Source organism: Candidatus Delongbacteria bacterium (assembly GCA_041675285.1).
Lineage (GTDB): Bacteria > CAIWAD01 > CAIWAD01 > CAIWAD01 > CAIWAD01 > CAIWAD01.
Genome location: JBAYTZ010000009.1, coordinates 73,604 through 86,335 on the forward strand (window position 1 = coordinate 73,604; position 12,732 = coordinate 86,335).

Here is a 12,732-nt window from a genome sequence, read left to right on the forward strand (position 1 = left end):
GCCGCCGGCTGGGGCGATCTCCGCGCCGGGCAACGAATTTTGGTAATGGGGAACTGGCACGATCCTTGTCATGACAGCGAGGTCCGCTCCCGCTCCGGATGGGAAGGCCGCCGCCGCGGGGGACGCAGGGAAGCAAGGAGAGGTCCATGCAATTCAGTTTGGTCAAGGAGATTCGGCGCGGCGAAAACCGCGTGGCCCTGACTCCCGCGGGAGTGGGCCTGTTGGTGGCCGCCGGGCACGAAGTCCACGTGCAATCCGCCGCGGGGGCCGCCTCGCATTTCACCGACCAGGAGTACCAGGACGCGGGCGCCACGGTGGTCTACACGCCGGAGGAGGCCTACGCCCGGGGCGAGGTGGTGGTGAAGGTGTTGCCGCCCAAGGAAGACGAGGCCCATCTGATCCAGGAGGACCGCTGCCTGGTGAGCTTCCTGCAGATCGCCGCGGGCCGCGACAAGCTGCTGGACACCCTGGTGGCCGAGCGCACCCTGGCCCTGGGCCTGGAACTAGTCTCCCACGAGGACGGGCGCAAGCCCTTGGTCACGGCCATGAGCGAGATCGCCGGGCAGCTGGCCATCCAGTTCGGCGCCAACTACCTGCTCAGCGACCACGGCGGCCGCGGCCTGCTGCTGGGCTCCGTGCCCGGCATCAGCGGGGCCACGGTCACCATCCTGGGCGCCGGCACCCTGGGCACCATGGCCGCGCGCACGGCGCAGGGCATGGGCGCGCAGGTCGTGCTGCTGGACCGGGACATCTCGCAACTGCGGCGGGCCCAGTCCGTGCTGGGACCGGTGGCGACCATGATGGCCACGGCCAACAACATCCGCCGGGCTCTGGCCTTCGCGGACCTGGCCATCGGCGCCGTCAGCCTGCCCGGCGACCGTACGCCCCACCTGGCGGACCGCGAAATGGTCCGCGGCATGAAGCAAGGCTCGGTGATCGTGGACACCTCCGTCGACATGGGCGGCTGCTTCGAGACCAGCCGGCCCACCACCATCGAGAGCCCGACCTTCGTGGCCGAGGGCGTGGTGCACTGCTGCATCCCCAACCTGCCCAGCCTGGTCTGCCGCACCTCCAGCCGCGCCCTCTCCCATTCCATCGCGCCCATGCTGGTGGAGATGGGCCGGGCCGGCAGCCCCGTGGCGCTGCTCAAGCGCATCGCCGGGCTGCGCGAAGGCGTGGTGACCTTCGACGGCCAGGTGATGAACGCGCGCCTGGCCGAATTGTACGGCCGGCCCCTGGGTGACCTGCAGGCGGCGCTGGCCGCGGGCGACGGCAAGGAGGAGGCAGGCCGATGAGCTGGGTGACCCGCTACAAGGAGCGCTGCGTGCGCGCCGAGGACGCCGTCCGGGAGATCAAGAGCGGCGACACGGTCCACGTCCATCCGGGCTGCGCCATTCCCACCCGGCTGGTGAACGCGCTCAGCGCCCGCGCGCCGGAACTGGAGAACGTGGAGATCCTCCACATCCTGACCTTCAATCCCGCGCCCTATGTCGCGCCGGAGATGAAAGGCCACTTCCACCACACGGCCCTCTTCACCGGCGCCAATGTGCGCGAGGCCGTCAACGACGGCCGGGCGGACTACGTCCCGGTCTTCCTCTCCGAGATCCCCAATCTGTTCAAGCACGAATACCCCATCGACGTCTCGATCATCCACGTCTCGCCGCCCGACGAGCACGGTTTCTGCAGCTACGGCATCGGCGCCGAGGTGACCAAGCCCGCCACCGAAGCCGCCCGGACGGTGATCGCCCAGGTCAACCCGCGCATGCCCCGCGTGCACGGCGACAACTTCATCCACGTGAGCAAGATCAAGGCTTTCGTGGAGGTGGACGATCCGCTGGTGGAGATCGTGCAGGGCACGGTGAGCGACCGCAACAAGGCCATCGGGCGCCACGTGGCCACGTTGATCGAGGACGGCTCCACGCTGCAGATGGGCATCGGCGGCATTCCCGACGCTGTGCTGCTCTACCTGGAGGACAAGCGCGGGCTGGGCATCCACACCGAGATGTTCAGCGACGGCGTGGTCAAGCTGGTGGAGGAGGGGGTCATCACCAACGACCGCAAGACCTTCCACCCGGGCAAGATGGTCGCCAGCTTTTGCATGGGCACCAAGCGGCTCTACGACTTCGTGGCCGACAATCCGCTGATCGAGTTCCATCCCAGCAACTACGTCAACGACCCTTTCAACGTGGCCAAGAACGACAAGATGGTGGCCATCAACAGCGCGCTCTCCGTCGACTTGACGGGCCAGGTGAACAGCGACTCCATCGGCACGCGGATCTACAGCGGTTTCGGCGGCCAGGTGGACTTCATCCGCGGCGCCTCGCGCTCCGTGGGCGGCAAGCCGATCATCGCCCTGCCCGCCACGGCCAAGAACGACACCCAATCCCGCATCGTCACCACCCTGGCGCCCGGGGCCGGCGTGGTGACCAGCCGGGCCGACGTGCACTACGTCGTCACCGAATTCGGCGTGGCCTACCTGCACGGCAAGAGCATTCGCCAGCGGGCCCGCGCCCTGATCGACATCGCGGCCCCGGCCTTCCGCGAGGAGCTGGAGGCCGAAGCGCGGCGGCTGAAGTACCTGTAGCCGCCCTTCCAGCCCTTGAATTCCCCAGGGAGTCGCCCCGCGCGACTCCCTCTCTCGTTGCCGCCCGCTCCGCCGAAACTGAATCTCGATTTTTCCCCAGGATGCTCCAGCGCACACCTGTTGGGTTCGTGACAGGTATGTTGACGCCCGTTCAGGATGGAATCATCATCCTGCCCCCGCCTCTTCCACACACAGCAAGGAGCCGATCATGAACACCTGGTCTCCGGCGGCACCCCCGCCCGGATGGCTGCGGGTGCTGGCGTGCGCGGCCGTCTGGCTGGCGCTCTGGCCTCTCAGTCTGGCCCACGGACAATGCCCGCCCATCATCCCCGCCCCCGGGGAAACCCTGGAACTGGAACCCAACAACAGCCCGACCCAGGCGCAACCCTGGCCTGCCCTGATTCCCCTGCTGGGCGAGCAGAGCTTGGCGGGGGATCCGGACTGTTTCCTGCTGGACGGCCTGCCGCCGGATCTGTCCTTTGAGTTGGTGGTCACTCCGGACACCTTCAATCCGCGCATTGTCCTTTTCGGCTTCAGCGGCGGGCTCTGGCTGCCGCTCCACGAGGCTGACGAGGGCGGCTGGTGCGAAAGCGAGCGCCTGCTGGTTGCCGGCTGGGATCCCTGCCAGACTCTGCAACCGATCGAGCGCTGGTGCCTGCAGGTGACACACAGTCCTCTGGCCCCGCCGACCAACGGCAACTATCGCGCGCAGGTCACTCTCGTGCCCACGGCCGTGCCCCAGGGTGACTGCTGCCAGTTTCCCATTCCCGTGCCCAATGGCCTGAGCTACACGGACACCCAGAACACGGGCGTGACCTTCCGTGACCAGGGCTTCGGTCCGTCGCCGGACGTCTGGTACCAGCTGCTGCTGGACCAGACCACGCTGCTGACGGCCCAGACCTGCGGCGGCGCCACCACCTTCGACACGGTGCTGCGCGTGGTGGCGGCGGACTGCTCCAGCGTCCTGGCTGTCAACGACAATAGCGCGCGCTGTGCGCCAAGCCTGGTGGAGAGCTGGCTGGCGACCACGCTGGACGCTGGCACCTACTTCGTGGTGGTGGAAGGCGCGGGCAGCGCCAGCGGCACCTACACCCTGACCCTGCGCATGGCCACGTGCGCCGGCGTGGTGCCCGGTCCGGGCGCGCTGCACGAGCTGGAGCCCAACGACGAACCCTTCCTGGCCCAGCCCTGGCCCGCGGAACTGCCTCTTTACGGCGAGCAGACCCCGCTGGGCGACGCGGATTACTTCCGCCTGCTGGGGGTCGGCCCCCAGGATGGCTTCGAGCTGAGCATCCAGCCCGACACCTTCGATCCCGTGGTGCAGGTCTACGCCGAGACCCCCCTGGGCCTGCAACTGGTGGCCGAGGCGGACAACACCGGCACCTGCGAAGTGGAGAGTGTGACCGTCGCCGGCTGGGATCCCTGCACGCAGCTGAATCCCATCACGGGTTGGATCGTCGGCGTGAGCCAGGGAGTGGCCGGGCCGGTCCAGAGCGGCCACTATCTTGGCAGTGCGCTGCTGGTCTCCAGCAGCGTGCCCGTGGGTGACTGTTGCCAGTACCCCGTCAGCGTGGGCTCCCTGCCCTTCTCGGACAACCGCGACACGTCGGTGTCCTACCGCGACATGGGGTTTGGACCCTCCCCCGACGTCTGGTACCAGCTCGTGCTGGAGCAGGGCGGCGTGCTGACCGCCCAAACCTGCGGCGGCCTGACCAACTTCGACACCGTGCTGCGCGTGGTGGACGACGACTGCGCCACCGTCCTGGCCGTTAGCGACAACTCCAGCGTCTGCGGCGCGGGCTCCAGCCAGAGCTGGCTCTCCACCTGCCTTACGGCGGGCACCTACTACGTGGTGGTGGAGGGCAGCGGCGCGGCCAGCGGCACCTTCACCCTCAATCTGGCCCTGCGGCCGTCAGGCGCGGCGGCCCGACTGGTGGCGGGTGGCTGGAGCCAGCATGCCGAGCCCTGGCACCAGCGTGTCACGCCGGAGACGACCACCCTCTGGCTGCTGGCGGATGATGACTGCGACGCCATCGATCACGTCACCTTCCATGCCATCCGGCCGGACGGGCCCACCATCCTGCTGGGCACGGATTGGGACGGGACCCAGCCCGCCCGCGCCACGTTGCCGCAGGAGGTGACGGAGGGCGACGGCTGGTTCCTGGCCTTCGATTCCGCCCTGCTGGGTTCGTCTGCGGGTCCTGTGGTGTTCAGCGCCGAACAGCTCTTCCACGACGGCTCCATTTGTTCCACCGTGCTGGAGGGTTGGTACTCGCCGAACCTCAGTCCCACGGCGCTGGTGGAGGGGCTTGAGCGCTGGGAAAAGATCCGCGACGACCACTTCGTGGTGAGTCCGGGCGCCGGCGTCCTCCCCGGCACCTCGGTGGTCGCGGACACCACCTGGAAGTCGCTCACCTGGAGTCGCGGTGTGCCGCCCGAATCCCAGCGCGGGATCTCGGACACGTACTGTTCGCCGACGGCCTACAGCGCCTGCCTGGAGTGGCTGGACCAGACCTATGGCACCAATGTCTGCGGCGGCCTGCACGGCGAGGATCTGGCGCGGGCGCTGGGTGGCTACATGGGCACCGACGGGGATCAGCCGGGCACCATGCCCGACGACGAACGCAACGGCCTGGAGCGCTGGATCGCCGACCATGGGGGCGGATACACGGTCCACAACGAGCCCCAGGGCACGACCAACCAGATGGCCAACCAGGCGGAGTCCAAGGGGCAGGACGTGGTGGCCGCGCTCAAGTTCAGCGACGGCGCCTGGCACATGGTGACGATGAGCTCCTTCAACAACGTGCCCCAGCCCAATGGCAACGTCATGGTCGACTTCATGGACCCCTGGACGGGCGGCACCCAGATCGGCTCGTTCAATCCATCCACCGGGGCCTTCAGCGGCTATGGCGACGGCAACACGTCCGGCCAACTGAAGGACGTGACCTACGTCTGCCCCACCGAGGGCACCGCCGGCGGGGATGGCGGCCGCCTGCTGCTCGACTGGCAACCCTGGGACGGCCCCATCGAGATCCCCATCGCCCTGGGCACCTGGTGGCTGCGCTTGGTGTTCCAGGATCCCTGGGGAAAGTCCGAGGAGCTGTTCGCGATCATTGAGCGCGTGCCCCCCGAACAGCCGGTGGTTGTCATCTCGCTGCTGGAGACGGGCGAGGCCGTGCGACTGGATTGGTCCGCCGTGCCCGATGCGGTGTCGTACAACATCTACCGCAACATGGACGGTTACTTCGATCCGAATGATGACGCGCCCTATGCGACGGTCACCGGCACGAGTTTCACCGACCCGATTTTGGGCGGGCAACGCTGGTGCTACCGGGTGACCACGGTCTACAACCAGTAAACGATCACTCTAACGTTTCACGGACGGGGCGGCGCTTCCCGCGGAGCGTCGTCCCGCCTTGTCTCAGGGCGCGTCTGGTCAGAACGAGGAATACGAGCCCGAGCGGCCCTTGCGCTTGTCCCACTTGAGGTCTTCCAGGAAATCGCTCTTCACGTGGATCAGCAGGTGGTAGGAGTCCGAGCGCGGGTTCCACTGGAAGTAGCCCTCCCAGCAGTGCATGTCGCGATAGATGTTGATGGACTGGCTGGAGAAGGAGCGGGCCACCAGGTCGTAGTGCACGCCGCTGGAGAGCTTCCAGTGGCGGCTCAGGTTGAGCGAGCCGCGCAGGTCCACGTGACTCTGCTTGGACGGCCGGTCGGGGATGCTGCGGTTGAGGCTCCAGCTCCAGGTGCTGGTCAGGCTCCAGGGGATGCTCAGGTCGGCGCTGCCAAAGCGCGGCGCGAAGCGGTCCGTGTCCTCGTCGTCAAAGACTTCGGCCGGCTGGATGCTGCCGCCGCCGCTGCCGCCCGCCAGGCGCGTGGAGACCGTGACGCTGGTGCTGGAGAGCCAGGGCAGCCGGCGACCCCGCGGCCCGTCCTGCCACGTGTAGCGGGCCAGCCGCCGGCCGGTGGAGTCCACCACCTGGTAGGGCGAATGCACGGTGCTCAGCTGCATGTTGAGGCTGCTGATCGGCCCCAGCCGCCAGTTGCCCACCTGGAGCGGATCCAGGGCCCAGTTGCTGTGGAGGTCGCCCAGCCGCAAGCTGTCGGCCTTGAAATCGTAGCTCGTGGTGCTGCTGAGGCGCAGCAGGTCGGTCTTGATGCTGGGCGCGCCGCTGGCCGCCGGGGCCGAGCCGCCGGATTCGGCGTCCGCCAGCAGGCTGTCCGCCGGGGTGCGGGGCGCACTCCACTTGCTCTGCCAGAGCTGGCCCAGCGACATGTTGAGCAGCAGGCTCTCGCGGCTTGGCGTGCCGCCGTAGATGGCGCCGCGGAAGCGGTCCAGCCGCACGTCCAGGCTGTCGCCCTGGCGCGCGGACTGCACGTAGCCCCAGCGGGAGTCGGAGAAGTCCGGCGTCCAACTGGCGCTCAGGCTGGGGCTCAGCACGTGGCGCAGGGCCTCCAGCCGCCCGATGCGCGGGTAGAGGCTGCCGTAGAGCTGGGTGGAGCCGGCCAGCGTGGTGGAGAAGGTCTGACGGGCCGCGAAGCCCGCCACCTGCACGGTGTCCAGGCTGCCGTCGGCGCGGCGCACCAGCTCGCTGGTCTCGTCCACCCAGACCGAGGCGGCGCTGACGTTGGGGGTCAGGGAGAACACGCCCACCTTGCCGGGCACCGAGAAACTGACGGAGTGCCGGGCCCCGCGCGTGTTTTCGGCGTCCATCCAGTGCAGCTTGTCCATGCTGTAGCGACTCTCGGCCCGGCTGGCCAGTTTGAGCGTCGAGCCGCCCAGCCACTCGCGCAGGCCGCGGCCCGCCTGGGAACCGCTCCCCGCCGCCACGGCGAGGGGAGCCAGGAAGCGCAGGGGCGACCAGGTGGGGAAACTCAGGTCCAGCGTGGGCAGGCTGCCCGTGGTCAGTCCCGACTCCAGGTTCTGGGTCCCCGAGCCGTTGAGCGTCCAGGTCACGCCGGACTCGGGAAAGCGGCCGGAGAGGTTGAGGCTGCTGGACAGGCTTTGGGAGAGCCGGGTCTCCAGGTTGTCGCTGTTGTCCTCGTAGTACTGCTTGCTCGAGGCCAGCTTGACGTTGGAGCGGAAGGAGACGTAGGGCGTCAGGGCCTGGTCGTGGTTCCAGCGCAGGTCCCAGCCTTCCCGCAGCGAGGTCTGGGTGATGTTGTAGCTGCCGGAGAGCTGGCCCTTCTCCTGGGCGTTCCACTTGTAGCGCGTGGTGTTCTCGAACAGCCAGTCCGGCCCGTTCTCCGCGTAGCTCACGCGCACCTGGGTGTCCCAGGTGTCCGCCGCGGCCCAGTACCAGCCCAGGTGATCCAGTTTGCGGCCCTGCTGGGCGGTCTGGCCGTAGGAGGGCAGGATCAGGCCGCTGGAGCGCCCGCGCTTCAGGCTGAACAGGGCCACGGGGGAGTAGAGCGTGGGCACCAACCCGAAGTGCAGGGTCACGTCCCGGGCGAAGACCTTGTCCTTGAGCAGCATCTTCAGCTGCCGGGCCTGGAAGTGGTAGTGCGGACAGCCTTCGTCGCAGGTGGTGAAGACGGCGTCCGCCACGTGCAGCTCCTGGTCGGCCACGCGCTTGATCCGCGTGCCGCCGTAGAGGCTGGGGGCCTCCGCCGCCCGTCCGTCCCGGATGAAGCCCTGGCGCGTCTGGATGTTGAGCGACATGTGGCGCCCGTACATGGTCTGGGCCCCGTCGCTGAACACGGGCCAGGGGAGGGGCGGCGCGGCCGTGCTGTCGGCGGGCGCTTCGGGTGCGGCGCGTCCGCCACCCCGGCCAGGCTCGGAGGCCTGCAGGCTCTGGCCGGCGCCCAGGTGCAGGGCGCCGCCGCAGGAATCCGCCTCCGCCAAGGCCGCGGGCGACCAGGCTTCCACCTGGTCGTGCTCCCAGTCCACCAGGATCTCCGGGCTGTCGAGCTTCATGTTGAGGAAGTTCAGCGTGGAGGCGCCGGAGAGGTGCGTGCGCCGGCTACGGGCATCCATGAACAGGCTGTCCGCCGTGTAGGTCACCACCGAGTCGAGCTTGGTTGTGTAGCCGCTGCCCGTCAGGTAGTCCTGGGGATTGAAACTGGCTCCGCGCGAGGGGGCCGCCAAGGCCAGGGCCGGCGCCAGGCTGCCCAGCAGCAGCAGGCCTGCTCCGCCGCGGCTCAGCATGCCGGCGCCCGGCGGGCGCGGGGCCCGGCTGCGTCCATCGCCGGCGGCTGGATCAGGGGCGTGCTGCGGCCCGGCATTCGTGCTCCCGCTTGGGCAGGCTTGGACGGACCGGCGACCCGGTTCCGCCGTGCATGAAAAAGCCGCGTTTCCGCGGCTGGAAGTCCGCGCGCGGCGGACGGATGGGCGATGCGGGGCTCGAACCTGCGACCTCTGGTATGTGAGACCAGCGCTCTAACCAACTGAGCTAATCGCCCGTGAAAGGCCCCAAACATACCACCCCTGAACCAGCCAGTCAAGGGCCCGCGCGGATGGACAGGGCTTGTTACCTTGGATCCGGCGGCGGGTCCACGCCCGCCCATCCGCATTCATCGGGGCAGTCAGCAATCGGGGTGACAACATGTCCATTCGCATCGGCATCAACGGATTCGGGCGCATCGGTCGCCTGGTGTTTCGCCGGGCCCTGGCCACGGGCGGGATCGAAGTCGTCGGCATCAACGACCTGACCAGCGCGGCCGTGCTGGCCCACCTGCTCAAGTACGACTCCACCCACGGCCGCTTCCAGGGCGACGTGCAGGTGGACGGCGAGGCCATCGTGGTCAACGGCCGGCGCATTCCGGTCTCGGCCCACAAGGATCCGGCGCAGATTCCCTGGAAGTCCCTGGGCGCCACCATCGTGGTCGAGGCCTCCGGCGTCTTCACCACCAGCGCGGACCTGGACAAGCACCTGGCCGGCGGCGCCGAGCGCGTGGTGCTGACGGTTCCGCCCAAGGACGCCATCGACAACATCGTGGTGATGGGCGTCAACGACGACCAGCTGAAGGCCACGGACCGCAAGGTCTCCAACGCCTCCTGCACCACCAACTGCCTGGCCCCGGTGGCCAAGGTCCTGCACGATTCCTTCGGCATCCTGCACGGCCTGATGACCACGGTCCACGCCTACACCAACGACCAGCGCATCCTGGACCTGCCGCACAAGGACCTGCGGCGCGCCCGCAGCGCGGCGGTCAACATCATCCCCACCACCACGGGCGCGGCCCGCGCTGTGGGCAAGGTGATCCCGGCCCTGGCCGGCAAGCTGGACGGCTTCGCCATGCGCGTGCCCGTGGCGGACGGCTCCGTGGTGGACCTGAGCTGCCGCCTGGCCCGCAGCGCCAGCGTGGCCGAGATCAACGCCGCCATGAAGGCCGCGGCGGACGGCCCGCTCAAGGGCGTGCTCGAGTACACCGAGGATCCCATCGTCAGCACGGACATCGTGGGCAATCCCCACAGCAGCATCTTCGACGCCAAGCTGACCACCGTGATCGAGGGCGACTTCATCAAGGTGGTCTCCTGGTACGACAACGAGTGGGGTTACAGCTGTCGCGTGGTGGACCTGGTCCGCCGGATGGCCTCGCTCTAGACCCAGACCTGCGGCGACGGGCGCCGGCCGCGCGGGTGCGGCGCCCCCATCCCTTCTCCCGGAGGTTCCATGGCCCGGTTGAGTGTGCGCGAACTGGCCGTGCGCGGCAAGCGCGTCCTGTGTCGCGTGGATTTCAATGTCCCGCTGGACGCCCAGCGCCAGGTGAGCGACAACCTGCGCATCCGCGCGGCCCTGCCCACCATCCGCCTGCTACTGGACGGCGGGGCGCGGCTGATCCTGATGAGCCACCTGGGCCGGCCCAAGGGCGGCCCGGAGGAGAAGTACAGCCTCAAGCCCGTCCAGGCCGAGCTGGCCCGGCTGCTGGAGCGCCCGGTGGTCCTGGCGCCCGACTGCGACTCCGAGGCGACCCTGGCCCTGGCCAAGGGTCTTGCGGACGGCGAGGTCCTGCTGCTGGAGAACCTGCGCTTCCACCCGGGAGAAGAGCAGAACGAGCCCGGCTTCGTGGCGCGGCTGGCGCGGCTGGGCGAACTCTACGTCAATGACGCCTTCGGCACGGCCCATCGCGCCCACGCCAGCACGGCGGGCGTGCCCCTGGCCCTGGGCGGCGGGGCGGCCGGCCTGCTGATGGAGCGCGAGCTGCGCTTCCTGCACGACGAGTTGGACCAGCCGGCCCGACCCTTCGTGGCCGTGCTGGGCGGGGCCAAGGTCTCGGGCAAGATCGACGTGCTCACCCGCCTGCTGGACAAGGTGGACTGCGTCATCGTGGGCGGCGGGATGATCTTCACCTTCTACAAGGCCCTGGGCCTGGAGATCGGGCGCAGCCTGCTGGAGGCCGACAAGGTCGAACTGGCTGGTCGGATCCTCGCCGACTACCGCGCCCGGGGCGTGGAGCTGCTCCTGCCCGTGGACGTGCGCGTGGCGCAGGCTGTCGAGGCCGGTTCGCCCCTGGGCGTCCACCCGGCGGACTCCCTGCCGGCGGACGGCATCGGCGTGGACATCGGGCCGGCCAGCGAACAGGCCATCCGCCAGCGTCTGGCCACGGCCGGAACCGTGCTCTGGAACGGGCCCATGGGCGTGTTCGAGATCGCGGATTTCGCCCATGGCACGCGCGACCTGGCGGAAGCCCTGGGCGAGGTGACGGCCCGGGGCGGGATCACGGTGGTGGGCGGCGGGGACAGCGCGGCGGCCGTCCAGGCCTTCGGGCTGGAGGAAAACTTCTCGCACATCTCCACCGGCGGCGGGGCGAGCCTGGAGCTGCTGGAAGGGCGGGAATTGCCCGGCGTAGCCGCCCTGAGCCCGTGCTGACAGCCGTTTTCTTGCTTTCCAAGTGATCAAGCGTTACACTTGGCGCTTTCGTCAGAACAGGACTTCCATGCGCAAGCTGCTCATCGCCGGCAACTGGAAAATGCACATGCTCAACCACGAGGCCGTGGGGCTGGCGCGCCAGCTCAAGGTCAAGTTGTTGGGTGCGCATCGCGTGGACGTGCTGGTCTGCCCGCCCTTCACGGCCTTGACCGCCGTGGCGGAGATCTTAAGCGATTCGGATCTCCACCTGGGCGCCCAGAACCTGCATGACATGCGCAGCGGCGCTTACACGGGCGAAGTCTCCGGCGAGATGATCCGCAGCGCGGGCGGGAGTTGGGTGCTCATCGGCCACAGCGAGCGCCGCCAGTTGTTTGGCGACTCCGATGCCTGGACCCATCGCAAGCTGCACGCCGCCTTGGAGGCCGGGTTGCGGCCGGTGTTGTGCATCGGCGAAACCCTGGAGGAGCGGCAGGCGGGCCGGTTGGAAACTGTGCTGGCGCGCCAGTTGGAAGCCGGGTTGGCCGGCCTCAGTCCGGCGGCGGCCGGCACCCTGACGCTGGCCTACGAGCCCGTCTGGGCCATCGGCACAGGCGTGGTGGCCACTCCCGCCCAGGCCCAGGAGGCCCACGCCGTGGTGCGGCGGATCGTCGGCGGCCTGCTGGGGCCGGAGGTCGCGGCCACGCGCCAGATCCTCTACGGCGGTTCGGTCAAGCCGGACAACGCGCGCCAATTGCTGGAGCAACCGGACATCGACGGCGCCCTGGTGGGGGGCGCCAGCTTGAAGGCGGATGAATTCAGCGCCATCGTCCTCGCGGGCGAAGGCGTGGTCAAATAGCGGGGTCGAACGTGTACATTTTCGTGCTGCTGGTGACCATTCTGGTGGCCATGCTGCTGATGGTGGTCATTCTGATGCAGGCTTCCAAGGGTGGTGGTCTGTCCGCAACCTTCGGCGGCGGCGGCGAGGCCATGCTGTCCACGCGTCAGGCGGCCACGCTCCTGCACAAGGTCACCATCTATCTGGTGGCCGGTTTCATGTTCCTGTGCCTGCTAGCCACCCTGCTTTCGGGTCGCGGCACGGGAGAAGCCCAGTCGGTGACCTCCGGCGTCCTGCAGCAACAGAACGCGGCCAGCGGCTTCAATCCCAGCATTCCTGTGCTGCCGCCGGAGACTCCGGGAACCGGAGACGCCGAAGGCAAGTAGACGCCTGCAACTAGCCCGAGTGGTGAAATTGGCAGACACGCCATCTTGAGGGGGTGGTGACCTCACGGTCGTGCCGGTTCAAGTCCGGCCTCGGGCATGGGCCCTGTCGCCGACAGGGCCTTTTCGTAAGAACGG

At 68.6% G+C, this 12,732-nt stretch carries 8 protein-coding genes and 2 tRNA genes; 8 read left to right on the plus strand and 2 right to left on the minus strand.

What is annotated here, in order from left to right; all coding sequences use genetic code 11:
* Positions 1-146: 146 nt before the first annotated feature.
* The 3 genes from WC326_10340 to WC326_10350 all read left to right on the plus strand — a co-directional run bounded on the left by WC326_10340 (position 147) and on the right by WC326_10350 (position 5,942).
* Entirely contained in the window at positions 147-1,295 is a 1,149-nt protein-coding gene (locus WC326_10340) for an alanine dehydrogenase (protein MFA7331458.1), read from the plus strand.
* Positions 1,292-2,584 (plus strand): acetyl-CoA hydrolase/transferase C-terminal domain-containing protein, encoded by a 1,293-nt coding sequence (locus tag WC326_10345; protein MFA7331459.1) that lies wholly within the window; start codon positions 1,292-1,294, stop codon positions 2,582-2,584. The genes WC326_10340 and WC326_10345 overlap by 4 nt, the downstream gene beginning before the upstream one ends.
* Positions 2,585-2,792: 208 nt before the next feature.
* The gene (locus WC326_10350) at positions 2,793-5,942 is read left to right on the plus strand and encodes a hypothetical protein (protein ID MFA7331460.1); all 3,150 of its coding nucleotides are present in this window, start codon (positions 2,793-2,795) and stop codon (positions 5,940-5,942) included.
* 78 nt (positions 5,943-6,020) lie between these two features.
* On the opposite strand, the gene WC326_10355 is transcribed toward WC326_10350, so the two are convergent.
* Together WC326_10355 and WC326_10360 are read right to left on the minus strand one after the other, a co-directional pair.
* Positions 6,021-8,732, minus strand: coding sequence for a putative LPS assembly protein LptD (locus tag WC326_10355; GenBank protein ID MFA7331461.1), 2,712 nt, complete (start codon positions 8,730-8,732; stop codon positions 6,021-6,023).
* A 180-nt stretch (positions 8,733-8,912) separates the two neighbouring features.
* Positions 8,913-8,986: transfer RNA gene (locus WC326_10360), tRNA-Val, on the minus strand.
* A 143-nt stretch (positions 8,987-9,129) separates the two neighbouring features.
* On the opposite strand from WC326_10360, the gene gap reads away from it, so the two are divergent.
* The 5 genes from gap (at position 9,130) to WC326_10385 (ending at position 12,694) form a co-directional block, all read left to right on the plus strand.
* Entirely contained in the window at positions 9,130-10,131 is a 1,002-nt protein-coding gene (gene gap, locus WC326_10365) for a type I glyceraldehyde-3-phosphate dehydrogenase (protein ID MFA7331462.1), read from the plus strand.
* Between the two features lie 69 nt (positions 10,132-10,200).
* Positions 10,201-11,397, plus strand: a complete 1,197-nt coding sequence (locus WC326_10370) for a phosphoglycerate kinase (protein ID MFA7331463.1) — start codon at positions 10,201-10,203, stop codon at positions 11,395-11,397.
* 67 nt (positions 11,398-11,464) lie between these two features.
* Positions 11,465-12,232: a triose-phosphate isomerase gene (gene tpiA / locus WC326_10375; GenBank protein ID MFA7331464.1), complete on the plus strand. Its 768-nt coding sequence runs from the start codon at positions 11,465-11,467 to the stop codon at positions 12,230-12,232.
* Positions 12,233-12,255: 23 nt separating this feature from the next.
* On the plus strand, positions 12,256-12,597 hold the full coding sequence (secG, locus tag WC326_10380; protein MFA7331465.1) for a preprotein translocase subunit SecG: 342 nt from the start codon (positions 12,256-12,258) through the stop codon (positions 12,595-12,597).
* 13 nt (positions 12,598-12,610) lie between these two features.
* A tRNA-Leu gene (locus WC326_10385) sits at positions 12,611-12,694 on the plus strand.
* The last annotated feature ends 38 nt before the right edge of the window (positions 12,695-12,732 follow it).

Bases quoted from the DNA above. Each gene is read 5' to 3' on its own strand.
- WC326_10370 (MFA7331463.1), top strand. From the start codon at position 10,201: ATGGCCCGGTTGAGTGTGCGCGAACTGGCCGTGCGCGGCAAGCGCGTC.
- WC326_10355 (MFA7331461.1), bottom strand. From the start codon at position 8,732: ATGCTGAGCCGCGGCGGAGCAGGCCTGCTGCTGCTGGGCAGCCTGGCG.
- tpiA (MFA7331464.1), top strand. From the start codon at position 11,465: ATGCGCAAGCTGCTCATCGCCGGCAACTGGAAAATGCACATGCTCAAC.
- gap (MFA7331462.1), top strand. From the start codon at position 9,130: ATGTCCATTCGCATCGGCATCAACGGATTCGGGCGCATCGGTCGCCTG.
- WC326_10350 (MFA7331460.1), top strand. From the start codon at position 2,793: ATGAACACCTGGTCTCCGGCGGCACCCCCGCCCGGATGGCTGCGGGTG.
- WC326_10340 (MFA7331458.1), top strand. From the start codon at position 147: ATGCAATTCAGTTTGGTCAAGGAGATTCGGCGCGGCGAAAACCGCGTG.
- WC326_10345 (MFA7331459.1), top strand. From the start codon at position 1,292: ATGAGCTGGGTGACCCGCTACAAGGAGCGCTGCGTGCGCGCCGAGGAC.